This is a genomic window from Chromobacterium sp. W521 (assembly GCF_052805975.1).
Genome location: NZ_JBRBAF010000006.1, coordinates 303,831 through 329,171, shown reverse-complemented (window position 1 = coordinate 329,171; position 25,341 = coordinate 303,831). Strand labels below are relative to the sequence as shown.

At 63.9% G+C, this 25,341-nt stretch carries 18 protein-coding genes; 3 read left to right on the top strand and 15 right to left on the bottom strand.

Annotation, left to right across the window (positions count from 1 at the left end; genetic code table 11):
* Window positions 1–73 precede the first annotated feature (73 nt).
* The gene (locus ACUXV1_RS11895; protein ID WP_039755311.1) at window positions 74–991 is read right to left on the bottom strand and encodes a bestrophin family protein; all 918 of its coding nucleotides are present in this window, start codon (window positions 989–991) and stop codon (window positions 74–76) included.
* Between the two features lie 226 nt (window positions 992–1,217).
* Window positions 1,218–2,117, bottom strand: coding sequence for a LysR family transcriptional regulator (locus ACUXV1_RS11890; protein WP_446016650.1), 900 nt, complete (start codon window positions 2,115–2,117; stop codon window positions 1,218–1,220).
* 127 nt (window positions 2,118–2,244) lie between these two features.
* Between ACUXV1_RS11890 and ACUXV1_RS11885 the strand changes: the two genes are divergently transcribed.
* Complete coding sequence (locus tag ACUXV1_RS11885; protein WP_043591582.1) at window positions 2,245–3,003, top strand: SDR family NAD(P)-dependent oxidoreductase; 759 nt, start codon at window positions 2,245–2,247, stop codon at window positions 3,001–3,003.
* 237 nt (window positions 3,004–3,240) lie between these two features.
* A complete protein-coding gene (locus ACUXV1_RS11880; protein WP_446015483.1) occupies window positions 3,241–7,089 on the top strand; it encodes an EAL domain-containing protein in 3,849 nt (1,282 codons plus the stop codon).
* Window positions 7,090–7,312: 223 nt separating this feature from the next.
* Here ACUXV1_RS11880 and ACUXV1_RS11875 read toward each other — a convergent pair whose 3' ends face one another.
* From ACUXV1_RS11875 to ACUXV1_RS11840, 8 genes are all read right to left on the bottom strand, one after another.
* The gene (locus ACUXV1_RS11875) at window positions 7,313–7,726 is read right to left on the bottom strand and encodes a hypothetical protein (protein ID WP_043633721.1); all 414 of its coding nucleotides are present in this window, start codon (window positions 7,724–7,726) and stop codon (window positions 7,313–7,315) included.
* Between the two features lie 155 nt (window positions 7,727–7,881).
* Window positions 7,882–8,946: a beta-N-acetylglucosaminidase domain-containing protein gene (locus ACUXV1_RS11870; protein ID WP_446015482.1), complete on the bottom strand. Its 1,065-nt coding sequence runs from the start codon at window positions 8,944–8,946 to the stop codon at window positions 7,882–7,884.
* A gap of 165 nt (window positions 8,947–9,111) precedes the next feature.
* Window positions 9,112–13,662, bottom strand: a complete 4,551-nt coding sequence (locus ACUXV1_RS11865; RefSeq protein WP_446015481.1) for a PAS domain S-box protein — start codon at window positions 13,660–13,662, stop codon at window positions 9,112–9,114.
* A gap of 157 nt (window positions 13,663–13,819) precedes the next feature.
* The gene (locus tag ACUXV1_RS11860; protein ID WP_446015480.1) at window positions 13,820–15,106 is read right to left on the bottom strand and encodes a serine hydrolase domain-containing protein; all 1,287 of its coding nucleotides are present in this window, start codon (window positions 15,104–15,106) and stop codon (window positions 13,820–13,822) included.
* A 133-nt stretch (window positions 15,107–15,239) separates the two neighbouring features.
* Window positions 15,240–16,475, bottom strand: a complete 1,236-nt coding sequence (locus ACUXV1_RS11855; RefSeq protein ID WP_446015479.1) for a hypothetical protein — start codon at window positions 16,473–16,475, stop codon at window positions 15,240–15,242.
* Window positions 16,476–16,477: 2 nt separating this feature from the next.
* Window positions 16,478–17,278: an outer membrane lipoprotein-sorting protein gene (locus ACUXV1_RS11850; RefSeq protein WP_446015478.1), complete on the bottom strand. Its 801-nt coding sequence runs from the start codon at window positions 17,276–17,278 to the stop codon at window positions 16,478–16,480.
* Window positions 17,271–18,647 carry an ABC transporter permease gene (locus tag ACUXV1_RS11845; protein ID WP_446015477.1) on the bottom strand — a complete coding sequence of 459 codons (1,377 nt, stop codon included), beginning with the start codon at window positions 18,645–18,647 and terminating at the stop codon, window positions 17,271–17,273. Before ACUXV1_RS11845 ends, ACUXV1_RS11850 begins: the two co-directional genes overlap by 8 nt.
* Window positions 18,644–19,351, bottom strand: coding sequence for an ABC transporter ATP-binding protein (locus ACUXV1_RS11840; RefSeq protein WP_231138219.1), 708 nt, complete (start codon window positions 19,349–19,351; stop codon window positions 18,644–18,646). Before ACUXV1_RS11840 ends, ACUXV1_RS11845 begins: the two co-directional genes overlap by 4 nt.
* A 349-nt stretch (window positions 19,352–19,700) precedes the next feature.
* On the opposite strand from ACUXV1_RS11840, the gene ppk2 reads away from it, so the two are divergent.
* Window positions 19,701–20,552 carry a polyphosphate kinase 2 gene (ppk2, locus tag ACUXV1_RS11835; protein WP_203391094.1) on the top strand — a complete coding sequence of 284 codons (852 nt, stop codon included), beginning with the start codon at window positions 19,701–19,703 and terminating at the stop codon, window positions 20,550–20,552.
* Window positions 20,553–20,566: 14 nt separating this feature from the next.
* Here the strand turns inward: ppk2 and ACUXV1_RS11830 are convergent, their stop codons facing one another.
* From ACUXV1_RS11830 to ACUXV1_RS11810, 5 genes are all read right to left on the bottom strand, one after another.
* Entirely contained in the window at window positions 20,567–21,337 is a 771-nt protein-coding gene (locus ACUXV1_RS11830) for an outer membrane lipoprotein-sorting protein (RefSeq protein ID WP_446015476.1), read from the bottom strand.
* Between the two features lie 33 nt (window positions 21,338–21,370).
* Window positions 21,371–22,735 carry an ABC transporter permease gene (locus tag ACUXV1_RS11825; RefSeq protein WP_446015475.1) on the bottom strand — a complete coding sequence of 455 codons (1,365 nt, stop codon included), beginning with the start codon at window positions 22,733–22,735 and terminating at the stop codon, window positions 21,371–21,373.
* A complete protein-coding gene (locus ACUXV1_RS11820) occupies window positions 22,732–23,352 on the bottom strand; it encodes an ABC transporter ATP-binding protein (RefSeq protein ID WP_232060604.1) in 621 nt (206 codons plus the stop codon). The genes ACUXV1_RS11825 and ACUXV1_RS11820 overlap by 4 nt, the downstream gene beginning before the upstream one ends.
* A gap of 392 nt (window positions 23,353–23,744) precedes the next feature.
* Window positions 23,745–24,215, bottom strand: coding sequence for a hypothetical protein (locus tag ACUXV1_RS11815; protein WP_019104524.1), 471 nt, complete (start codon window positions 24,213–24,215; stop codon window positions 23,745–23,747).
* 121 nt (window positions 24,216–24,336) lie between these two features.
* Window positions 24,337–25,227: a LysR family transcriptional regulator gene (locus ACUXV1_RS11810; protein ID WP_019104525.1), complete on the bottom strand. Its 891-nt coding sequence runs from the start codon at window positions 25,225–25,227 to the stop codon at window positions 24,337–24,339.
* Window positions 25,228–25,341 lie beyond the last annotated feature (114 nt).

Genomic DNA, 25,341 nt, shown 5'->3' with positions numbered 1-25,341 from the left:
GCATTTTGAGGGTGTACTCACCGTGTAACGCTCCGCAACGCGCAGCTGATCGTAAACAGGCTCCAAGTCCCGATCAATACAAATAAATGCCCTGCTGCTCCGGCGCCGGCGCGGCCACGTCCTCGCCCTGCATCTCGCGCAGCGAGGCCTCAATGCCGTGGCACAGCGCGGACAACGGCAGGTCGTTGCCCTCCTTGCCAAACGGCTCTTCCAGCTCCTCGCCTATCACTTCCAAGGCCAGATAGGTGTAGGCGATGAAGACGGCGATCGCCGGCGTCAGCCAGCCTATGCTGGTGACCAGGCCGGCCGGCAGCAACAAGCTGTACACGGTGACGGTGCGGTTGAGCAACACCCGGTAAGTGAAAGGGATGGGCGTGGAGGCGATGCGCTCGCAGCCGCCCAGCACTTCGGACAAGGAGTTCAGATTGCGGTCCAGCGCATGCCATTGCATATCGCTCAACGCGCCGTCGCGGCGCATGCGCGCGGTCAATTGTCCCAACCAGGCCAGGATCAACGCCGGCTTGAAGCGTCCCGCCAACGCCTTGTCCAGGATCTCCTCCGGCAGCAGCCGCCGCAAATGCGCGTCGGCGTCGTCGCCGCGCAGCTGCGCCTTCAGCGCGTAAGCGAAGGCGCAACAGCCGTCTATCAAGCGCCGCGCGTCGGCGTTGTCCGGCGCCAGCGACAAGGCCTGCCGCGCCAGCGAGCGGTTGACGATCAGCAAGCTGCCCCATAGCTTGCGCGCTTCCCAGAAACGTTCGTAGCTGACCGAGTTGCGAAAGCCCAGAAAGATGGCCAGCGACACCCCCATCAGGGTGAAGGCGGGAATGCTGAGCGCCGAATCCGCGTGCTCGCTCAACCACCAGCCGCGCACAGCGGCGGCGGCGATGGAAATGAAGAAAACCAGCAACAGGCGCGGCATGATGCGCGGCAACACCGAACCGTGCCAGACAAACAGCAAGCGCAGCCAGGAAGAGGTGGATCTAACAATCATGGTGGGAATATGACGAAGTAAGAACGTGTTTACGATCTCGCGAGCTAAGGCGAGACAAGGCGAAAACCGCTGAGAAAGCGGAATGTACACACGGTGCATGAGCATTTCGAAGGGGTTTTCAACGCCGTATCGCCAACGCGCAGCTGATCGTAAACAGGTTCTAAAATGGTTGACCGGCCTACATGATAGGGCAGCTTGCCCCTGCGCCGCCATGTTTGCGCCGGATTCAGAGCAAGTGGGGCGCCAGCGCCTCCGCCAGCCAATCCATGAATACCCGCGCGCGGCGCGGCAGGTTGCGTCGATGGGCATACAGCAAGGTCACCGGCATCGGCGCGGCGCGGAATTCCGGCAAGACTTCCACCAGTTCGCCTCTGTCCAGCAAATGACGCACGCCGGACTCCGGCGCCTGGATCAGTCCCAAGCCGGCCAGGCAGGCCGCCTGGTAGGCGTCGGCGTTGTTGACGATGACGCTGCCCCTCATGGCCAGCCAATGGCTGCCGCTATCGTCCCGCCATTCCCAGCCGGCCGGGCGCGCCCCCAGGGTGGAGACATAATGGACCAACCGGTGCCGCGCCAGGTCCTCCAGGCCGGCCGGCGTGCCATGGCGCGCCAGATAAGCCGGGCTGGCGCAATTGAGCTGCCGGAAGCGTCCCAGCGGCCGCGCCACCAGGCTGGAGTCGCTGAGCTCCCCCACCCGCAACACGCAATCGAAGCCCTCGCGCACGATGTCCACCTTGCGATCGGTGCTGCTCAACTCCAGCTCCAGCCTCGGGTGGCGTTGCAGAAACTCGTCCAGGCGCGGCAACACCTGGTAACGCGCCACGCCGCTGGGCATATCCACCCGCAGCCGCCCGCTCAGCGCCTCTTCGCCGCGCTGAAACATGCCCTGCAGCTCGTCCATCTCCGCCAGCACATCCTTGCAGCGTTCGTAAAAAGCCTGGCCGTCCTGGGTCATCTGCACTTTGCGTGTGGTCCGATGCAACAAGCGCGCGCCCAGCCAGGCTTCAGCCTGTTTAACCGCCACCGAGATGCTGGCCTTGGGCAGGCCCAGGCTGTCCGCCGCCTGGGTGAAGCTGGATAGCTCGGCTACCCGGACAAAAATCTGCATTGCTTCCAGCTTGTTCATCTCCACCGCCAATTGTTATGAATATACGAACACTATAATTAAATAACCTATATTTGTTTATTGAAAACCACACAATAAACTGAGCTCATCGGGTCCAAACCTGCACCCGCCCCTACAGGAGATTCCCATGAGCAAGAAGATCGCAGTCATCACCGGCGGCAGCCGCGGCCTGGGCAAAAGCGCGGCCCTGCACCTGGCGCGCCAGGGCGTGGACGTAGTCCTCACTTATCAAAGCCGCGCCGCCGACGCCGAGGCGGTGGTTGCCGAAATCCGGGCCTTGGGCGGCAAGGCCGCCGCGCTGCCGCTGGACGTCGGCCAGAGCGCAAGCTTCGGCGCCTTTGCCGCCCAGTTGCGCCAGACGCTGAGCGAACAATGGCAGCGCGCCGACTTCGACTTCCTGGTCAACAATGCCGGCATCGGCATTCACGCCGCCTTCGCCGACACCAGCGAGGCGCAGTTCGACCAATTGATGAACATCCAGCTCAAAGGACCGTTCTTCCTGACCCAGACACTGCTGCCGCTGATCGCCGACGGCGGCCGCATTCTCAACGTCTCCACCGGCCTGACCCGCTTCGCCCTGCCCGGCTACGCCGCCTACGCGGCGATGAAGGGCGGCGTGGAAGTGCTGACCCGCTACCTGGCCAAGGAACTGGGTCCTCGCGGCATCGCGGTCAACGTCATCGCCCCCGGCGCGATTGAAACCGATTTCGGCGGCGGCCTGGTGCGCGACAACGAGCAGGTCAATGCCCATATCGCCGCGCAAACCGCGCTGGGCCGCGTCGGCCGGCCAGACGACATCGGCGGCGCCATCGCCACCCTGCTCAGCGACGGCGCGGCCTGGGTCAACGGCCAACGCGTGGAAGCCTCCGGCGGCATGTTTCTGTAAAAGTCCGCCCCATATCGGCGCATGCCAAACGGCGGCGTCAGGTTTTGTCAGTCGGCCAAGTGGAAGTACTTAGCGCGCGATCCGTCCCCCCGCGCAAGCCTTGCCAGGCAAGGCTTGCGCGGGGGGACGCCGCGGCACGCCAACCCCGCATTACGCATTCGACATGGCGGCGGCTTGCCCCCTTCTCCGGCAGGAACTAATTTTCGATTATTCCCTGTCCCGGAAAGTAGCCGCCACATGCGCGCAGGCCTAAACCGCACTCTGTCCGCCGTCAGCGGGCTGGGCCTGCGAACTCAATTACTGCTGTTCGCACTGGCCTGCCTCCTTCCCGCCGCCGTGCTGATTGGCATCGGCGCCTATGAATCCGCCCGCGATCTGCGCGACGCCGCGCAAATGCAAACCCGCATCGTGGCCAACCAAGTGGATCAAACCCTGGCGGACAAGATCGTCGAACTGGAACGGCTGCTGGCGCAACTGAGCCAACGGCCGCCGCTGCGCCGGCTCAACCCCGCCGAATGCGCCGACGCCTATCACGATCTCACGCTGAGTTTTCCCTCCATCACCCAGCTAACGCTCAGCAACGCCGCGGGGCAGCCGGTCTGCCGCCATGCGCAAAACCCCGCCATGCACGCGCCCCCGCCCAACCATGGATGGTTCTCCCGCGCGCTGGACGCCCCAGGGCTGATGCTCAGCGAACCGCTGCAAGAGCCCGCTACCCGGCGCTGGATCATCATGCCCAGTTATCCAGTGCGCGATGAACAAGGCCGCCGCGTGGGGCTGCTGACACTGCAACTGGATCTGCTGGCGCTGCAGTCGCACGTGCTGCCGGCCACGCTGGACCGCAAACTGACCATCGCGGTGCTCAGTTCGCAAGCGGCCTTTTTGCTGCGCTATCCGGACCCCTCGCTCTGGCACGGCAAAGCCTCGTCCAATGTCGTCCGCACCATCTCGCGCATCCGCGGCAACGCCTCCGGCTTCGAACTGGGCGTCGGCCGCGACGGCGTGTCGCGCCTCTACTCCTATCGCAAGTTCTCCCAAGCCGACTGGCTGATCATCGCCGCCTTGCCGGAACAGGATGTCTTCGCGTCTTACTACAACCGCCTGCGCTGGGGCGCCGCCAGCAGCATCGCCACCTTGCTGCTCTGCGGCTTGCTGGCGCAAAGCTTCAGCCGCGCGCTGACCCGCCCTGCAAGACAGCTGGCGGAGACGGCGCAAGCCGTGGCCAGCGGCGCCTCGCAGGCGCGGGCGCAGGAACTGGGGCCGCGCGAACTGCGCACGGTGTCTCGCCAGTTCAATCACATGCTGGACCAGCTGCAAGCTCACGAAGCCGCCATCCGCCTCAGCGAAATGCAACGCGCCGGCATCATCGACACTGCGATGGACGCCATCGTCACCATCGACGCCGATTTGAACATCATCTTGTTCAATCCCGCCGCGGAACGAGCCTTCGGCTACCGCGCCGAGCAAGTGCTGGGTCAACGGGTCGACATGCTGGTGCCGGAATCCTTTCGTTCCCACCACGCGCGGCTGATCCGCGATTTCGGCCGGAACGGCCCGATCAGCCGCCGTCTTGCGCCGGCCGGCGGGGTACGCGGCCTGCGCGCCGACGGCAGCGAGTTCTATGCGGAAGCCTCGGTATCCCAGCTTGAGGTGGGCGGCCAGAAATACTACACCGCCATCATGCGCGACATCACCGAGCGCCTGAAAACGGAACAGAAGCTCAAACGCCACAGCCAACAACTGGAGTCGCTGCGCGATATGGGGCTCACCCTGCTGTCCGCCGCCAGCCCGAAGCAAACCGCGCAGGAAGCGCTGCGCATGCTGGCGCGACTGGTGCCGTTCTGGGGCGCGTCAGCCACGGTGTTCGACTGGCGACACGAGGAGATCATCTTTTTGGCGTTGGAATGCGACGCCAAAGACGAAATCCCGATCGACAGCCGCTTCCCCTTCTCCAGCTTTGGTTTAAGCGACCTGGAGCAGCTCAAACGCGGCGAGCCCAGCTTCATGCACGACATCGCCACGCAGGCGCAACCGCCCGCGCTGGTCAAATGGCTGCGCAGCCACGGCGTGCGCGCCTATCTGCGGCTGCCGCTGATGGCGGAAGGACAGTTGCTGGGGTCCCTGAACCTCGCTTTTCAGACCATCGCCCGCCACGACTTTGAACATCTGGAGGTTTCGCGGGCCTTCGCCCAGCAACTAGCCATCACCCTGCAGCACTCCTTGCTGCGGCTGCGCATAGAACGGCTCAACCGCGTCTACGCCATCCTCAGCGGCATCAATATGCTGATCGTGCGCTGCCACGACCGCCAGGAACTGTTCCAGGAAACCTGCCGCATCGCCACCCATAGCGGCGCGTTCAAAATGGTCTGGATCAGCTTGATGGACCAGAGCGACGGCCAACACCGCCTCGCCGCGCTGCAAGGGCAAGCGGAACCGTCGCCCGACCCAGAGGCGCTGCTGCAGTTGTCCGCCGTCGCCATCAACAGCGGCTGCAACCTCGTCTGCAATCAGCTTGGCGCGCCGCTGCCCTACACGGCGCGCGAACAATTGCTGGCGCAAGGCATCCGTTCGCTGGCCTGCCTGCCCTTGCCGCTGCCCGGACAACACGCCGCCTCGTTGACGCTGTGCTCCAACGAGGCCAACGTCTTCGATCACGAAGAAATGCAGCTGCTATCCGAACTGGCCGGCGACATCGCTTTCGCGCTGGACCACATCGAAAAAGAGGAACGGCTGCATTTCCTGTCCTACTACGACGAGTTGACCGGCCTGGCCAACCGCAGCCTGTTCCACGAGCGCCTGGCGCAGCAAATCAGCTCCAGCCATCATGAACAACGCCGTCTGGCGGTGATCTTCCTCGACATTGAGCACTTCAAATCCATCAACGACGTCTATGGCCGCTGGGCCGGCGACCAAGTGCTGCGCCTGCTGGCGGCGCGGCTGGAATCGTTTACCGAGGAAGCCCGGCTGCTGGCCTGCGTCAAGATAGACCGTTTCGCGCTGATGATCCCCGAGGTCAAAAGCGAGGAGGACATCGCGCGACAAGTCATGCAATTGCAAGAACGCTGCGTCGCCCAGCCCATCGCCATCCTGGACAAGCAGCTGCGCGTTTCCGCCAAATTCGGCATCGCCACCTTTCCGGAAGACGGCGACAACGCGGAAAGCCTGCTGGAGAAGGCGGAAGCCGCGCTCAAGCTGGCGCAAAACACCAATGAGCGCTATTTGTTCTACCGCCAGGAGATGAGCGAACGCGCCGCCGTGACGCTGGAGCTGGAAAATCGGCTGCGTTTGGCTCTGGAGCGACAGGAGTTCGTGCTTCACTACCAGCCCAAAGTGGACGCGGTGTCGCGGCAGATCATAGGCGTGGAAGCGCTGTTGCGCTGGCAAAGCCCGGAGCGCGGCCTGGTATCGCCGGCGCAGTTCATCCCTTTGCTGGAAGAAACCGGCCTGATTCTGGAGGTGGGCGCCTGGGCGCTGCGGCAAGCCGCGCGCGACCATCTGCGCTGGCAGCAAGCCGGCTATCCGGCGCCGCGCATCGCGGTCAATGTTTCGCCGCTGCAATTACGGCAGGCCGATTTCTCCGAACAGCTGCAAAAAGCCCTGAGCGCAGGCGCCGCCGTGCCGGGCATCGACATCGAAATCACTGAAACCGTGGTGCTGGACAACCTGGATACTTGCGGCGAAACGCTGCGCCGCATCCGCGACATGCTGGTGGGCATTTCCATCGACGATTTCGGCACCGGCTACTCCTCGCTGTCCTACCTGGCCAAGCTGCCAACCCAGGAGCTGAAGATCGACCAGTCCTTCGTGCGCGCAATGCTGGAGGATCCGGACGCGATGACTTTGACCGGCGCCATCATTGCGCTGGCCCATTCCCTGCAGCTCAAAGTGGTGGCGGAAGGCGTGGAAACCGATGAACAAGCCACCGCCTTGACTTATATGTTCTGCGATACCCTGCAAGGGTACCTATTTTGCAGGCCTCTGCCGGCCGCGGAATTGGAGCGCCGCTTCTGGCTGGAGCGGCCCGACCCGCGCGCGCCGCTGCTCAATATCGTGCAAGAGCCCGCCGTCACGCCGGCCGCCGGCTAAGAACCTGTTTACAATCTGCTGCGCGTCGGCGATACGGGGTTAAAAACCGCTTCGATTCGAAATGCTCATGTCCCATGTACACGCTCTGCTTTTTCAGCCGTTTTCGTCTTGTCTCGCCCTTGCTCGCGAGATCGTAAACAGCTTCTAAGCACGCAAAAAAGGGAGGCCTCGGCCTCCCTTCATCCCCGTTTGGGCCGCGCTGCGCGCGCCCTCGTTCTTCAGCTTACTTGGCTGCGGAAGCCGCGGCTTTCTTGTGGGTTTTCTTGGCGGCGTGCTGCTTGTGCTGAGCCGGCTTCTTGGCGGCCTTGGCCGGAGCGGAGGCTTCCGCCTTGGCGGCTTGAGCCTTTTGAGCCGGAGCCGAAGCAGCCTGCTTGTGGGCTTTCTTGGCGGCGTGCTTCTTGTGCTGAGCCGGCTTCTTGGCGGCCTTGGCCGGGGCGGAGGCTTCCGCCTTGGCGGCTTGCGCTTTCTGCGCCGGGGCGGAAGCGTGCTTCTTCACAGCCTTGTGCTGCGCTTTCTTGGCGGCGGGCGCGGCTTTGGCAACCGGGGCGGAAGCCGGCTTGGCGGCTTCGGCGGCGAAGCCGGCGGCGGAGCTCAGGGCGAAAGCGGCGGACAGTACGATCAGGCTCAGTTTTTTCATGGTGACATTCTCCAGTCGGGTCAGGGGGGCGTCCGTCTGCTCAAGTGCTGCCGTGACGCCGGGGCTTTGGTGTTTCCTTGCTGCGTATCCTAGGCGTCCCGGCTCGCCCCCGTCTGTGAGTCAGTTGTAAAGGCATGTAACGCAAAGTAGCCTTCCTACTGAGTCTGCACCTCAAGCTCGCTGATCCGATACTCTCCATCCAGCCAGGCCACCACCTCCCGCGCGCAGGGATGATCCACCGCCGCGTAACGCGCGCGCAGCGCTACGGCGCGCTCGCCCAGCTGATCCAGCCCCACGTCTTGCAAGGTCAGCAAATCCCGCCACAACATGTCGGCCAGCTCCTCCCCGGCCACCACCTGAGCGGCGCGGCGCATCGAAGCGCCGTATTGATAGCGCGGCCCCAGCCTGTAGCTGTCCGCCAGCGTCAACGCGGGAATCAGGCTGAGCGCGGCTTGCTGCGCCGGATTGATCCCGTGCGCGGCCAGCAGCTCGGCGTTGGCCGCGGACCGGCCGGTGAAACCGCGCACATGCAGGTATTGCGACATCCGCGCGCCGTCGTTCACCGGGTAGTTGTCCCACAGCACCGGCTTGCGGCCCAGCCATTTGCCCACTTGCAGCAAATGTCCAGGCGAGATTTCACGGGAGCACACCTCCTCGCCGGTCCAGAAAATGTCGATGTCCGGCGCCAGCCACTGGCCCAGTTGCTGCAGATAACCGGCGGGACGCTGGCCGAACACCCGGTCCAGTACCGGGTCGCTGGAGTAGTAGCTGGGGCAAACCAGCAAGCGTTCCACTTCGCAGCGCTGGCGCACCCAGGCGACGATCTCCGCCTGGCGCTCCGCCAGATCAGGCAGATCGCCGCGCATATCGTCGAACAGGATGGCCAATTGGCGGATGCCGATGCGCTGCATTTGCTCCAGCTTGCGCGCCAGCGCCCGGCGGGCCTCGTCGTTGAAGTTCAGATACGCTTCGTAGGGGCTGAGCCCCATGCCGAAGCTGACTTCCTGCCGCTGGCAATGAACGGCGAACGCCGCTAACCGCGCCTCCTGCTCCGCCGGGTAGTCCTGTTGCCACTCGCGGCGCAGATACGCGTCCGCTTTCGGCGCGTACAGATAGAAACGATAGCCGTGCGCCGCCAGCGTGGTGACCAACAGCTCGCGCTGCGCCCAATTCCATGGCTTGCCGTAGAAGCCTTCGATAATGCCTAAAGGGATATTCATTTAGTGAAACCTTCCGCGTCCTCGATGCATCGGGGCCAGGCTGGCTCTTCGCGCCCGACCGGCAGCCGGGCTGGCCCGCCAGTCATCGGAAAATGATGACTTCATGCTATTGATTGACTCAATAAGCAGCGTCAAGTTGCATTAAAAGTCGAGAACATGCCTCGCTTATGCCATAGCCGGCAATGCGTCCAATGCCGCGCACAAGGCGGTCAGTTCGCGGCCCAAGGTCTGGATGCGGGCCGGGGTCGCGTCTTCGGCCCGCCCTTGTCTCAAAGCGGCTTCCAGCGCGGCGGCCTCGGCCTGAACGCGGATCAGCCCCAAGGACCCTGCGGCCCCTTTCAGCGAGTGGGCGATGCGGCACGCCTCCTCGCTTTCTTCCGCGCGCGCCGCGTCCTCCAACTTGGCCGCGTCGTGGCGATGAAGGTCCGCGAACTTGCGCAGCAAACGTTCAAAACGCTCCAGATCGTTCCCAACGGTGCGCAGGCCCGCCGCCAGATCCACACCGGGCAGGCCCATCAACTGCTCGCGTCGCCCGGCGACCGGCGGCGGATCGGGCGGCATGATCCCAGGCTGCGCAAGCGACGGCAGCCATTTCAACAGCAATCCGAACAGTTGCTCCGGGTCCACCGGCTTTGCCACGAAGTCATTCATGCCGGCAGCCAGACAGCGTTGGCGGTCCTCTTCGAAAGCGTTGGCGGTCATGCCCAGGATAGGGATGTGCTCCCAGCGCGGCAAAGCCCGGATCCGACGCGTCGCCTCCAATCCGTCCAGTTCCGGCATCTGCACGTCCATCAGCACCAGATCGTATACTCCGGCGGCGGCGCGCTCCACGGCCTCCCGGCCGTTGCGCGCCAGCTCGGCCTTCAGACCAACGCTGTCCAACAGCCAGAGCGCCACTTCCTGATTGATGAGGTCGTCCTCCACTACCAGCACCCTCGCGTCCGCGCGCAGCCGTAATTCGGCCTCAACCTTGTCAGGCTCCACGCTAGCCGGCTCGGCGGCAACGCTGTCCCCCTCCGTCAGCCAGGCGGTCAGCCAAAACACGCTGCCGTGCCCCTCTTGGCTTTCCGCGCCCACTTCGCCGCCCATCAATGCGGCCAGGCGCTGGGTAATCGCCAAACCCAGGCCGGTGCCGCCGTATTTGCGGGTGGTGGAATCGTCCGCCTGCTGAAACGCCTGAAACAGGCTGGCCAGTTTGTCGGCGGGAATGCCGATGCCGGTGTCGCGCACCTCGAAACGCAGCAGCAGGCGCTCGCCCTCGCTCCGCAACAGCCGCGCACGCATGGTGATCGTTCCCCGCTCGGTGAATTTGACCGCGTTGCCCGCGTAATTGAGCAAAGCCTGGCGCAAGCGGGTGGAATCGCCACGCAGACACGGCGACACGCCGGCGTAATCGATCTCCACGCGCAAACCCTTGGCCTGCGCCGGCTCGTCGATCAGAGAACGCACATGATCGAACAGCGCGCCGATGGAAAAGTCGGTCCGCTCCAGCGACAACTTGCCGGCTTCGATCTTGGACAGGTCCAGAATGTCGTTGATGATGCCAAGCAGATGCCCGCTGGCCACCAGCACTTTTTCCAGCTTGGCCTGCTGCTCCGGCCGCGGCTGGGTGCGCATCAGCAAATGGGTGAAACCAATGATGGCGTTCAAGGGCGTGCGGATTTCATGGCTCATATTGGCGACGAAGGCGCTCTTGGCCAGATTGGCCGCCTCCGCGTCTTCCTTGGCGCGCACCAGGGCCTGCTCGGTCTCCTTGCGCCGGGTGATGTCGGTGACGAAGCCGATGATTTTGTCCGAGCCTCCCGGCCTGTCCGGCAGGTAGTACGCCGTCATTTCCACTGCCACCAGCCGCCCGTCCCGGGTTCGTTGCTGGGTTTCGAACTGCGCCCGGCTTTGCTGCCGCAGGCGCTCCACGGTGTGCGCGTAGATTTCGGGCGTGGTATTGGGCACGATGTCCGATACGTTCAGCCTCAACATCTCATCGACGCCGTAGCCCAGCAGCTCCGCCGCGTAACGGTTGACGTAGATCAGCCGTCCGCTCGCCGCATCCACCCAGTGGATGCCGATGCCCACGCTGTCCATGGCGAACTGGGTGGTTTGCAGCTTGGCGCTGGTGGCGCGCACCTCCGCGGTGCGCACCGCCACCAGTTCTTCCAGGTGATGACGGTGCTGATCCAGCTCCATGGCCAGCCGCTTTTTCTGGGTGATATCCTCTTGCAAGGACAGGTAATGACTGATCCTGCCGTCCGGTTGACGGATAGGCGAGATGTGGGCGAAGTCGACGTAATCGCTGCCGTCCTTGCGCCGGTTGAACAGCTCGCCTTTCCATGGCTGACCGGCCCGCAGCGCGCTCCACAGCTCCGCATAGGTGTCCGCTGGAGTCAGGCCGGACTTGAGCAGATTGGGCGTCTGCCCCATCACCTCTTCCCGGCTGTAACCGGTATTGCGGACAAACGCTTCGTTGACGTATTCAATTCGCGTTTCCAGATCGGTGATGACGATGCTCTCCGGACTCTGCTCCACCGCCATGGACAGCTGGCGAATCCGCTCCGCCGCCTGCCGCCGCAAGGTAATGTCGCGGAAAGCGCCGTAGACGCCGCCATCCGGCAGGCGGATCGCGTTCACCTCCACCGGCACCTCGGCGCCGTCCTTGCGCCGCAGCAGCATCTCGGCGCTCAACTGCTCGTTGGACAGCAAGCGCTGGAACAAAGACTGCGCATTATCCGCCGCGGAGCCCGCGCTGAAATCGCCCACCCGCATCGCCAGGATTTCCGGCTCGTCATAACCCAGCAACTGACAGGCCTGCAGGTTGGCGTATTGATAGCGCCCCTCCGCATCCGCCACCAACACGGCATCGGCGGCATGATCCAACACGCTGCGATAGCGCGCTTCGGCGCTGGCCAAGGCCTGGGTTTTTTCGCGCAGCGGCCGCAAATCGTTATAGGTGCCGAAAAAGCCGCAGAACGTGCCGGACAGATCGTGCATGGCGGTGACGCAGGCGTAAACCGGAATGATTTCGCCGTTGCTGGCGACGCGCGCCTGCTCGCCGGTCCAGCGGCCCTGCTGTTTCACCTGCTGCTCCAGCGCCGCCCGCTCCTCCCGGCTAACCGGATCGTCCGGAATAAAGCGTGAGATCGAGGTGCCCAGCAGTTCGCCAATCGAATACCCCATCAATTCGCCAAACGCGGCGTTGACGTACAGGATATTCTTGGATGCATCGGTCATCACCACCGGCTGCGCCGACTGATCCAGCGCCTCCGCCAACTGGTGACGCTCTTCTTCAACGGATTTGCGCGCGGAGATGTCCTCGGTGAAGATCACAATGCCGCCGATGGCGCCGTCTCGCGCGTGCCATGGCCGCACTTCCCAACACAGCCACTGCGCCGCGCCGTTCTGACGCAGAAAGCGGTCTTCCTCTTCGCGCACCACCTCCCCGGCCAGCGCCCGGCGATGAATTTCCCGCCAAGCGTCGGGGATCTCCGGGAATACCTCGTAGTGGGATCGGCCGATGATGTCCTGGCCGTCCAGTTGGTAATCGTCCAGCCAGCGACGGCTGGCCGCCAGATAACGCATATTGCGATCGAACATCGCCAGCGCCGCCGGGGCGTGTTCGATGAACAGCGATAGTCTTTCCTCGCTTTCCAACAGAGCGGTTTCCATGGCTTTTCGGTCGGACACGTCCTGCATTGCGCCCCGCACCGACACTACCTTCCCGCCCGCCAACACCGGTCTCCCGGACACTCTCACCCACTTGCGCCGGCCAGTGGCGCTGAGCAATTGCAGCTCCAGATCATAGGGCTCCGCCTCCGTCACGACGCGGCGCACCGCTTCCTCTATCCGCCGGCGATCCTCCCCATGGAAAAAATCCAACCCAATGCAGGTGTTGGCCGGAGCATCCGCCGGCAGGTCATGGATGCGGGCCACTTCCGAGGTCCAGCCGCAGTCCCCGCTTGCGGGATCAAACCACCAGCCGCCCACCCGGGCGATGGCGCTCATTTCCTGCAGCAATTGCTCGCGCTTCCCCTGCTCCGCTTCGGCGCGCTTGCGCGCGCTGATGTCCGACGCGATGCCGCACACCGCGTAGGCGCGCCCCTCGGCGTCGAACAAGGGAAATTTGTACACCAAGTAAGTATGCGGGCCATCGTCGTGCGGCACGGTTTCCTCGTATTCGCGCGCCTGACCGGTGTTCAGCACTTCCAGATCGGCCTCGCGCAACTTGGCCACCACATCGGGCGGGAACAAGTCCTCGTCGCGCAGACCGCGCATGGCCTCTACGCTGATATGGAACAAATCGGGATAGCGTTGATTGACCAGCAGATAGCGGCCATGCATGTCCTTGACGAAGATGACCGCGGTGGAGTTGTTGATGATGGCGTGCAATAAAGCTTGCTGGCGCGCCAGTTCATTCTCCGCCCATCGCGAGCGGCGACTGATGAGACGCTGGCTGAACAGGCTAAACATCAAGCCGCACAAGGCGAACAAGGCAATGGAGGCGGCATCGGACGTCCGGATAATGACGAAGCTCCACTGTGGGGGCATGAACAGATACCAGACCAGCAAAGTCGACAAGACGGTGGCGACCAGACCGCCGGTCAGCCCGCCCAGCATGGCGGATACGAAGACCGCTGGATAGAACAGGAACCAGACGTATGGGTGGATCCAGTCCCAAAACCGCCACTGCGCGGCCAAGGCCAGCAAGGGCACCAGAACCCCCACCCCCCACGCGCGCCATGGCAGGGAGGCGAGGAAAGCCCGGAATAGAGCTTTTCCCGCCTCTTGTTTTAAATCCGTCAATTCTGGGCCTCGACTCGAAAGCTGGCTTGGTTTTGTCAGTTCTCACGATAGACCATGCCCCCTACGCAGGACAAACCGCCTACTGCCGACGCAAGCGTCTGGTCTCCCCCTCGGCATCGCGCCATTGCAGCGTTCCGCCCTCAATCAACAGAGTCTCCGGCAGCACGGCGCTGCGCGCCAGTTGCGGCGTCTGCGCCTCCACGGTCAGCGGATAGGCGATTGGCACGCCGTAGCGGCGCGGGCTGCGCGCATAGCAGCCGTGCTCGTTGTAAAACAACTCCAGCCAAGCGCCATCTCCACTCTCATAACGCCCCGGAACGAACAACTGCTCGTCCGGCTGCTGCCGCCCCGGCGCCGGCAAGGCTTCCCACTCCTCTCCGCTGGCGATGCGGGCCAAATCCCGTCCCAGGCGCTCCACCGGCGAGCCGAAGGCATTGGCCAACACCACCACGCCGCCCCCGCCGGGCAAGACGCTCATGAAGGAGAAAAAGCCGTTGACGTCGCCAAAGTGCTGGGCCAGCCGCAACTGGCGGCCGGCCAGCACCCAGTCCTCCCCGTAAAACCCGTAGGCGTACTCCAAAGCGCTCACATCCAGCATCAGCGCGGCCAGCCTGGCCGGCAAGGCCTCGCCCCGCTGCAGCGCCTCCAGCCAACGGCACAGATCACCCGCGCTGGAGGCCAGATCGTAGACGCCCCACGCCACCGACATGTCCATTGGCTCCGCGTAGCGCCACGGCGCTCCGGGATGCAGGCCGCGCGCGGCCTGCGGCAGAATGACGCGGCCATCGTCGACGAAAGTGCGCTCCAGACCCAGCGGCCGAAACAGGTACTGCTGCCGATAGCTGGAGAAATCCTGATCCGCCACCCGCTCCACAATGGCCGCCAATAATAAATAGCCGGTATTGCTGTATGCGTGGGCAATGCCGGGCGGGCAAGCCGGCGGCAAAGCGTGCGCCCAATCAAGCAGTTCCTGCGGCCGATGCGCCAACCGCATCCGCGTCGGCCAATACTCCGCCGCGCTGGTGAAGTTGGCGGTGCCGGCGCTGTGATTCAGCAATTGATGCAGGCTGATGCCCGCCGCATTGGGAAAGTCGGGAAAAAACCGCTCCAGGCTGTCGCTCAGCTCCAGCCGCCCCTGTGCCACCTGCTGCAGTACCGCGGCGGCGGTAAAGCTCTTGCTCAACGAGCCGATGCGAAACACCGTGTCCGGCTCGTTGGCCACCGCCAAACCCGGATCGGCCATGCCGCCGGCCACCGCCACCCGCTCGCCGTCGGCCAGGCAGACGGCGGCCACGCCGTGCAGGCAGCCCGCCGCGTTCCAAGAACGCAGATACGTTTGCAACGCGGCCACCGTGCTCATGCCCATGCCCACCCCCTCTGTTCAGGATCGTTTCGACGACAAGCAGCGTCTCTCCGCCTCATCATCACTATGGTTTGTTTCCCCGCCGCTCGCCATGCGATCCGCGCCGCGACAGCCGCCTCCAAGCCGGCTCACGACCTCAGTAAAAGTAGTCGACCAGCAATTGCCAGACCCGCCGCGCCGGGCTCGCGCCGTAACGGCTGTCCGGCGCTCCGTCAAAACGCTGCCACTGCAAGGCCAGGTCCGCCGCGCCCAGATGATAGCGGACCTCGGCCCAATTCATGCCGCTATGATCCACCAGGTCGAAACTGCGCATCGCGGTCAGATCCAGGTCATCCACCAGCGCATCCTGCCAATGCGCTCGCAGCAAGGCGGCGCGCCGGGTGGGCAGGCCGCCGCTTGCGCCGACTCCAGCCCGATAAGCGCCATAGAGCGCCGGCTTCTCGCGCAGCGCGCGCCATTCATCGCCATCCGGCGCAGCGCCGTCCTGCTGCCCCTCCAAGGTCAGGCTCAGTTTGTTGGCGCCGGTCCAGGTCAGGCCGCCGGCCAGACGATCGCGCCAAGCAGAATCCGGCAGCCCCAGGCTTTGCCTCCAAGTAGTCTGCTGCCGCCCGCCGGCCCATTCCAGATAGACCACGGTGGCGTCGCCAAGCACGCGCGACACATTGAAGCCCAGTTGCGGAGAACGGCCTTGCTCTTGCAGCAACAGCCATTGCGGATTCAGGTTTTCAGCGAAGCGATAGCTGCCGGCCAGCAGCAGCCGCTGTCGGGGATTGCTGGCGCCCCAGTCCAGGCTGGCGCCGTCCGGATTAGGCCCCGAACCCAGCTTTGGCGACCAGATCGCGGTCAAGGAAGCCCGATCCCACAGCCGCTGCCAGCGCAACATGGCGTTGCCGAGACGGTTCTGACGCAGGCTGTCCGGGTCCGCCGACACCACCGAGCGCACGGTGCCGGCGCCGAGAAAATCAGTGGGGTTGTAGCCCACGGCCACGCCGTAGCGGGTATTGACGCGCCCCAAGTCCAGCATCGCGTCGACGCCGAACTCGCGGCTCAGATAGGCCTCTTTCAGGGTATTGACGCCGTGGTCCCGCTGCGGCGAGCCGGCGAAGCGCCAATCCAGCCGGTTGGCCAGCACGCCGCGCCAGGCCGGGCTCAGGCGGCCGTCCCAGCGCAAATCGAAAGACAGCCGCTGGCTATCGTCTCCCGGCCGCGGCGACAACGCGGACGCCTCCAGTTGAAGCTTCAGATCACGCGGCTTCTCTTCCTCCATCCGGGTTTGATCGGCCAAGCGCAACGCTTCCTCGTCCAGCGGCGCGTCGGCGCCCCGCGCGGCCGCGCACGCCAGCAGCAACCACCCAAGCGCCAGCTTCCGCATCGTCATTCGGCCCGAAAACGCGGCAGATAGTCGCGTTGCAACCAAGCTTCCGGCACCTCGCGCCAAGCGAACTGGCTGTTGCGCAACACCGTTATCCAGCGCGGATTGAGGCCGTCTATGATCACGGTTTCCGTCGGGCGCTCTCGTCCCAACACTGGCTGATACGCGCGGTAGTACGCGGTCTTCAGCAGGCTTCCGCTCTCTGCGTAGAATTGCGCCTTGCGGCTGCGATAGCCATCGCGGTCCACCCACAGATCAATCGCGTGGTAGGTGACGCCGGGATTGCGCGCGCTGAGCCGCAGCTTGTAGCAAAGCCGCGTCTGGCGGTCCCCGTCCTGTATCGTCTCCTCGCCGGCCAGCACCGCTTGATAATCCAGCGCCAGGTTGACAGTGACCACGTCGCCGTTGGCCGCCTGGCCCAGCAGCCGCTGCTGCGGCGAAATCGGCACGCTGGCCTTGCTCGCCGGATCGAAAAACCACAGGTCGTTGCCGCTTTTGAGCATCAGCTTGCCGGCGTCCCGCTTGGGATTGATGAAACGCAGCAGGCTGCGGAACTGGCCGCTTTTCGGATCGGCGCGCGAATACACCGCCAGCGCGCTGGCCTCGTTCTGCTTGCCGTCCTTATAACTGACCAAGGACACCACCAGCCCGAAGGAGCGCTCCGGATTGCGCACCGCGTCGCTATTGGCCAGGATGGTCTGCGCGTCGGGCGCCGCCAGCGTCGTCGCCGCCCACAAGGCAACGCTCAACGCGGCCCAGCGTACCGTTCTCACTCTCTTGAAAATTACAAGCCTGTCACGCATGACGCAAAGCCTCCACTATATTAGCCGCGGCCGCGCGCCGCGCCGGCCACCACGACGATAGCAGCGCCATTGCCATCAAACCGCCGGCGGTCACCGCCATCATCCGCCACTCGCCCCATACCCGCACCAGGATGGGGCTGGGGTCCACCTGCCCCGGCGGCAGCCAGGTCAGCCCGGCGTGATTGATCAGCCAGGCGAGCAACAGCGCCAGCGCGATGCCCAGCACCCCGCCGCCAAGGCCTAACAGACAGCCCTCGCACAGGAACAGCCGCTGGATGCCGCGGCGGCGCAACCCTATCGCTCGCAGAGTGCCGATCTCCACTGTCCGCTCCAGCACCACCATATTCATGGTGTTGCCTATGGTGAACAGCGCCACGCAGGCGATCAACACCGCCAGAAAGCCGAAAATGGTGCCGAACATGCCGGTGATTTGGCCGTATTGCGGCTGCAGCGTGGCAAAGTCGTGCGCCGCCAGCGGCTGGCCGCGCAAGCGGGTGGCGAACAGCTGGCGCAAACGCGCCTCGGCCGCCGGAATCTGCGCGGTGTGCCTGAGCTGCAGCACGATGGCGGTGGCCATCGGCTCGCCCTGGCCGTACACCAGCTGCTGAGCCTGGCGCAGATGCAGGCCGACATACATATCGTCCAGCTCCTTGATGCCTTGGCTCTCCACCTTGGCCACTTGCAAGCGGGCCACATTGGGCGCGCCGGCGGCGGTGGCGGCCAAAAGCTCGATCTGATCGTCGCGGCCGCCGGCCGGCGGCACCGCCGCGGACAAGGCCGCCAGATCGGCCGGCAAATCGTCGCCGCCGGCCGGAACCGGCGGCGGCGCGCAATCCTTGAGCTTGAACGCCGCGCACAATTGCAGCACTCGCGCCACGCCGGTGCCGATCACCGCCGCGTTCGGCGCGGTGCCGGTCAGCGCCACCGGTTTGCGCTTATCGTTGAAGCCATAATCGTCCCAGCGCCGCAACCGGTTCTGCGCGTCCACTTCGCTGCCGCGGGCGATCACCGTTCGAGAGGCGCCGGCCGCGTAATGGCCGGCAATGCCGCCCAAGCTCAACGTGGGGGTTACCACCGTCAACATCGGCCGCAGCACCGGATCGTTCTCGATCTGCCTCATCACGGTCCGGTAATCGCGGATGCCATAAGCGGCGGGGTTGCCGCTGCCGTACAGAAAATAATCCCGATGCTGCACCTGCAGATGGCCGCCGGCGCGCACCATGCCGGTTTGCAGCCCATATTGCACCGTGCGGTTGTAACCGCCGAACAGCAATACCGCCACCAAGCCGATAATCATCGTGGACAAGGTCGCCAAGGTGCGGCGGCGATTACGCAGCAGATTGCGCCAGGCCAGCTTCAAGGTATTCACGCCAAGGCCTCCTCTGCGTTCAGCGCGCCGACCCGGCCATCGCTGACCAGGTAGCGGTCATCCGCCGCCGCGATCACCTGCGGATCATGCGAGGAGAACACCACCGCCACCCGGCGTTCGCGCTGCAATTGGCGCAACAAGGCCAGAATGGACGCCCCCGTCTGGCTGTCCAGATTGGCGGTGGGTTCGTCTGCCAGCACCAAGGCTGGCTCGTGCACCAGCGCGCGCGCAATCGCCACCCGCTGGCGCTGACCGCCGGACAGCTGGCCGGGCCGGTTCGCAGCCTTGTCCGCCAATCCCACCGCCGCCAGCATCTCCAATACCCGCTCGCGTCGCCGCCGCGCCGGCACCCCCTGCAATTGCAACGGGTACTCGACGTTCTCAAACGCCGACAGCACCGGCATCAGATTGAAATTCTGGAAGATGAAACCGATGTGACGCGCGCGAAAATCGCTGAGCGCGTCGTCGCTCAAGCCACCCAAATCCTGATCCGCCACCATGATCTTTCCGGCATCGGCGCGGTCTATGCCGCCGATCAGGTTCAGCAAAGTGGTCTTGCCGCTGCCGGACTGGCCGGACAGCACGGTGAAGCGCGCCGAGGAAACTTTGAGGCTGACCTCCGCCAGCGCCGGCACGCGCACCTGTTCCATCCAATAACTCTTCGACACCCCGTTCAACTCCACCGCCCACATAGCTCCCCCCATCGCTCAAATCCAACGGCATCAATATGCATGAAATCGGCATAAAAAGCTTTGCCTTGCGACAAAACGCCCATGACGGGCGCCAAATGCGTGCCATCCACGCCAAGCAATGCGCATCGACACCGGTTTTCCATGGGAGTAGCATGGTTTTATCCCCCGCAAAGGAGCTTGCATGACACAAGACAAAACCCCGCCCCAAGCCCCCCTGCCCTCGGAAGCGGTCGCCGACGCACATCCGCCGGCCGTCAAGCCGCCGCCGCGTCGTGCCGCCGCCCACCGCCGCACCAATATGGAACGCGCCCACCAGGAATCGGTGCAAGCCATCGAAACCGTCAGCCAACAGCCGGTGGCCTTGCAAGTGGCCGCCGCGCCGCAGGGCAGCGCTGAGGACAGCGTCAGCGCCGAGCTGCCGGCCAGCTATCCTTACCGCACGCGGATGCGCCGCCCGGAGTACGAGCAGCAGAAACAGGCGCTGCAGATCGAGCTGCTGAAAGTGCAGAACTGGGTCAAAGAAAGCGGCCAGAAAATCGTGATCCTGTTCGAAGGCCGCGACGCCGCCGGCAAGGGCGGCACCATCAAACGCTATATGGAACACCTGAACCCGCGCGGCGCGCGCGTGGTGGCGCTGGAAAAGCCTTCGGACCGCGAGCGCGGCCAGTGGTACTTCCAACGCTATATCGAACACCTGCCCACCGCGGGCGAGATCGTGTTCTTCGACCGCTCCTGGTACAACCGCGCCGGAGTGGAGCGGGTCATGGGCTTTTGCCATCCGCACGAGTATCTGGAATTCATGCGCCAGACGCCGCAACTGGAACGCATGCTGGTCAACAGCGGCATCCGCCTGTTCAAGTTCTGGTTCTCGGTCAGCCGCGAAGAGCAGCTGCGCCGCTTCATCTCGCGCCGCGATGACCCGCTGAAACACTGGAAACTGTCGCCTATCGACATACAGTCGCTGGACAAATGGGACGACTACACCGCGGCCAAGGAAGCGACCTTCTTCCACACCCATACCGGCGACGCGCCGTGGACGGTGGTGAAGTCCGATGACAAGAAGCGCGCGCGCCTCAACTGCATCCGCCACTTCCTGTCCCGGCTGGACTACCCAGGCAAGGACGCGCACGTCGCCAGAGCGGCGGACCCGCTATTGGTGGGCGAACCGCACAACATGGACGCCGAGGACGGCGACGCGCCACTGCGGATTTGAATGGCCGGCGCCACTCACTCCACCCTGAAGCGCGGCAGATAATCCCGCTGCAGCCAGGCCTCGGGCACCTCGTGCCAAGCGAAGCCGCTCTTGCGCATCACCGTCACCCACTGCGGATTAAGACCGTCGATGATGACGGTTTCCGTGGGGCGGTCCCGGCCCAGCGCCTGGCGATAACCGCGGTAATAAGCGGTTTTCAGCAGCTCACCGCTGGCGGCGTAGAACTGTGCCTTGCGGCTGCGATAGCCGTCACGATCCACCCATAGCTCAATGGCGTGGTAAGTCACATCCGAGCGCCGCGCACTCAGCCGCAGCTTATAGCTGGCGCGCGGCTTGCGATCACCATCGATCACGGTCTCCTCCGCCACAAGCGTGGCCAGATAGTCCAGGGCCCAGTTCACTGTCACCACATCGCCGTTCGCCGCCTGGCCCAACAGCCGCTGCTGCGGCGAAATCGGCACGCTGGCCTGGCTCGCGGGGTCAAACACCCATAAATCCTTGCCGCTTTTCAGGGTCAATTTGCCCGCGTCGCGGCTGGGGCTGACAAAGCGCAACAGGCTGCGAAACTCGCCGCGCCGCGGATCGGCCCGTGAATACAACACCAAGGAGCTGGCGTCGCTGGGCTTGCCTTGCTTGTAGCTGAGCAAATCCACCGTCAGGCTGAAAGACTTGCCGGGATTGCGCACCTCGTCGCTCCAGGCCAGTATCTGCTGCGCGTCCGGCGCCGCCTGGGCCTCCCCCAGCCAAACAAGCGCGATCACCCCCAAAATGTGCGGGCACTTCATGCTCCGTTCCCCTCCCTCTTCCGCCATACCGGCTCAGGTCTGCCTCAAGGCGTCTACTATGTTCCAACGCGCCGCCCGGCGCGACGGCCACCAGGACGACAGCAGCGCCACGGCCATTCCTCCTCCCATGCACGCGGCCACCATGCGCGTCTCGCCCCAGACCCTGATCAAAATCGGACTGGGCTCCACCACTCCGGGAGGCAACCAACTCAGATCCGCGCGGTTGATCAGCCAAGCCAGCCCCAGCGATAGCAGCAGGCCGCTCAGGCCTCCAATCGCCCCCAGCAAGGCGCCCTCGCATAGAAACAGCCGCTGGATACCGCTGCGTCGCACGCCGATGGAACGCAGCGAGCCGATTTCGCGGGTGCGCTCCACCACCGCCATATTCATGGTGTTCCCAGTGGTGAACAGCGTTACGCTGGCAATGAGCGTCGCCATAAAACCGAAGATGGCGCCGAACATGTCAACGATCCGCTGGTACAGCGGCTGCAGAGCGGCGAAATCGTGCGCCGTCAGCGGCTGCTCGCTCAGACCGGATTGAAACAACTGTTGCAGCCGCTGGCGCGCCGCCCCAATCTGCCCGCTGTTCTTCAACTGCAGCAGGATCGCCGTCACCATCGGCTCCCCCTCCCCATACAGCAGCCGCTGTGCCTGAGCCAAATGCAAGCCCACATAGACATCGTCCCACTCCCGAGCGCCCTGCCGCTCCACCCCCAGCACCTGCAAACGGGCGACATTGGGCGCGCCGGCAGCCGTGGCCGTCAGCAGTTCGATCCGCTTGCCGTCGTCGGTTCGCGCAGGCCCAGTCAAGGCGGCCAGGTCCGGCGGCAGTCGCTCGCTCTCCACAACGGCCGCCGTGCAGCCGCGGTCGCCACCGGACAGGCACAGCCCCAGGGTTCTGGCAACGCCGCTGCCCAATACCACCGCATTGGGGCTGCTGCCGGTCAGGGCCATCGGCTTGGCCGCCTGCCGAAGGCCGTGGGCGTCCCAGCGCCGCAAACGATCCTGGCCTGCCGGCTCGCTGCCTTGCGCCAACACCGTGCGCGACGCGCCGGTAGCGTAATAGCCGGCAATGCCGCCCAGGGTCAGGGTCGGTGTGACTGTCACCAACATGCCCGCCAATACCGAATCCGACTCGATCATGCGCTGGATGCGCCGATAGTCGCGGATGCCATAGGCAGCCGGATTGCCGCTGCCGTATTGCAAATAATCACTGTGCTGCACCTGCAAATGGCCGAGCTCGCGAACGAAAGCCGTTTCCAAACCGTACTGGACCGCTCTCTGATAGCCGCCGAACAACAACACACCCGCCATGCCCACCGCCATGGTCAGGACGCTTGCCCAAGTTCGCCGACGGTTGCGCAACAGATTGCGCCACGCCAGTTGCAGGACGTTCATGCCAGCGCCTCCCCCTCCGCCAGTGCGCGGACTCTTCCGTCACGGACTTGGTAGCATTCGTCCGCCGCCGCGATCACCAGCGGATCGTGCGAGGAGAACACCACCGCCACGCCGCGCTCGCCTTGCAAGCGCCGCAGCAGCGCCAGGATGGAGGCTCCGGTGCCGCTGTCCAGATTGGCGGTGGGTTCGTCGGCCAACACCAGCGCCGGCTTGTGCACCAGCGCACGCGCAATCGCCACCCGTTGACGCTGACCGCCGGACAGCTGCCCGGGCCGATGCGCCGCCTGTTTCAACAAGCCCACCTCGGCCAGCATCTCCAGCGCGCGCGCCTTACGGCGCCCCGCCGATTCGCCTTGCAAGTGCAGCGGGTATTCCACGTTCTCCAGCGCGGACAGCACCGGCAGCAAGTTGAAACTTTGAAACACAAAACCCAAATGGCGGGCGCGGAAATCGCTAAGTTCGTCATCACTCAAGGCGGCTATGCTTTGTCCAGCAATAACGATATCCCCGCTGTCGGGGCGATCCATGCCGCCCAGCAAATGCAGGATCGTGCTTTTCCCGCTGCCGGAGGGGCCGGCCAAGACGGTGAATCTGGCTGCGGCCACTTTCAAATTCACATTCAACAAAGCCGGCACCTTTATTTGATCTAGCCAGTATTGTTTAAATACGCCACGCATTTCCGCCCCCATGAATCCGCTCCATAAAAATTGGCGCCACCCATTGATGATCCAAAGCCAAGCCGCCCACTTTCCAACCGAATATATCTTAAAAAACGCCACGTTTTCACTAAGGACAAACAAAGCAATAAATCAGCAATTTAACGGCAAAATCAAATAATTAAAATCTTAAATAAAATTACAATTAATATTAAAAATTAAATAAATCATCAGGTAAAAGCCGGAGCTTGGATTGACGAGCAGCGCCAAGCCGGCAGTCGCTGGCCGGCTCAAAAAGACAATGCCTCAATAAGTATTGAGGCATTGCATACGACGCTTGGACTTGCCGGGAGTCAGGAACGCTGCCGCTTCCACTCGCGCCGCGCGTCGCAGGCGGCGCGCAAAGGCGTGGACGACAGGCTGGTGGCGGCGAAATGCCCCACTTGGCGTGAAACCTTGGACAAGGCGGAACCGGACAGGCTGCCCACCTGCCAGGCATGCCGCAGAGGGTGCAGCGATGGCGAGTCGTCGCTGGCCGCGTCCAGACGCGCCTGCACATCGCGGTTTACCTCGGACAGCCAGCGCTCGGTCAGCAGCATCCAGTCGCGCTGAGTATCCGCTTGCGCTTGCAACAGATTGGCGCCCACCAACAAGGTGTCATCCAGCCGGCGCTCCAGATCGCCCTGCGATATCGGATAAGCCGGCGCAAAAGCCGACCACCAGCCGACACAGGCTTCGTGCTGCGCTTCCAACAAGCGCTGCTGGCCGCGCTCCACCGCGTTGCGGTAGCTCTCCATCGCGCCGATCAACCAACTACGGGTCATTGCCACTCCTTCGGTCAAACCAGGCGGCCAGCGCGCTTTCGCGCGGCAACCGCCTCAGGAGCCTGCTTACGGTGACAAAGCGTTGCGGCTGAAAAAAGACGCGCAGCGTCGTAAACAGGTTCTAAGCCGCAACAGCGGGCAAACGCCACACTTGCAGCAATTCTTGCAACAAGGTTTCCAGCACCGGATCGCCTCCCCGGTCCGATGGGTAAACAAATTGCAACTCAGCCAATTTGCGCACATCCGGCAGTACTGTCAACCTGCCTGCGTCCCGCCAGGCTTGCGCCGCCTCTTCCCGCGCCAGCGCCACCCCCACTCCAGAGGCCACCAGTTCCAGGATAGCGTCGAGATGATCGCACTCCGCTACCTTCTTAGGCGAAATGTTAAGTTCCCGCCACAACTCCGCGGTGATTTTGGAAAGGCTGGAGAATTGCGAAATGCCTATCCACGGCAATTTGCCCAATTCCTTCAAACCGCCGGCCAAACGCGGCGCCCAGGCGGCGGGCAAAACGATTCGGAACGGCAATTCCGCCAACTTGACCGTAGAGACGTTCACATAAGGGTTCTTGCCCAGGTAGAAGCCCGCGTCCAGCTCCTTCTTGCGGACCAGGTTCAGCACATCCACCGTCACCCCGTGGCGCAGTTGGATGTCCAGCAAGGGATAGCGCTCCACCAAACCGGCCACCCAAGGCCCGATTTTCAGCGTGTCCGGCGTCAGCGTGATGCCTATCCGCGCCTTGCCGGACAACTGACCCTTCAATTGTTTGGCATGATTGATGATGCCGCTGGCCGCGCCCAGTATCGCCTGCGCCTGCGGCAACAGCTCCTGTCCGATGCGAGTGAGCGACACGCCTCCCGCGCTGCGCTCGAACAACTGCATGCCCACTTCTTCTTCCAGCGCCTTGATTTGCGCGGTGACCGCCGGCTGCGACAGATGCAGCAATTCCGCGGCCTGTGTCAGGTGCCCTTGCTGAGCGACGGTGACAAAGGTGCGCAACTGATAGATTTCCATGTTCTCCCCTGACTTGGATGCCAGACGGCGGACCGGATCGCCGCGTGCCGGTCATGGGCGGCATGACGGCGGGGCTCCGACGCCCGTTTGAGCACTACCGCGCAACGCGGCGGC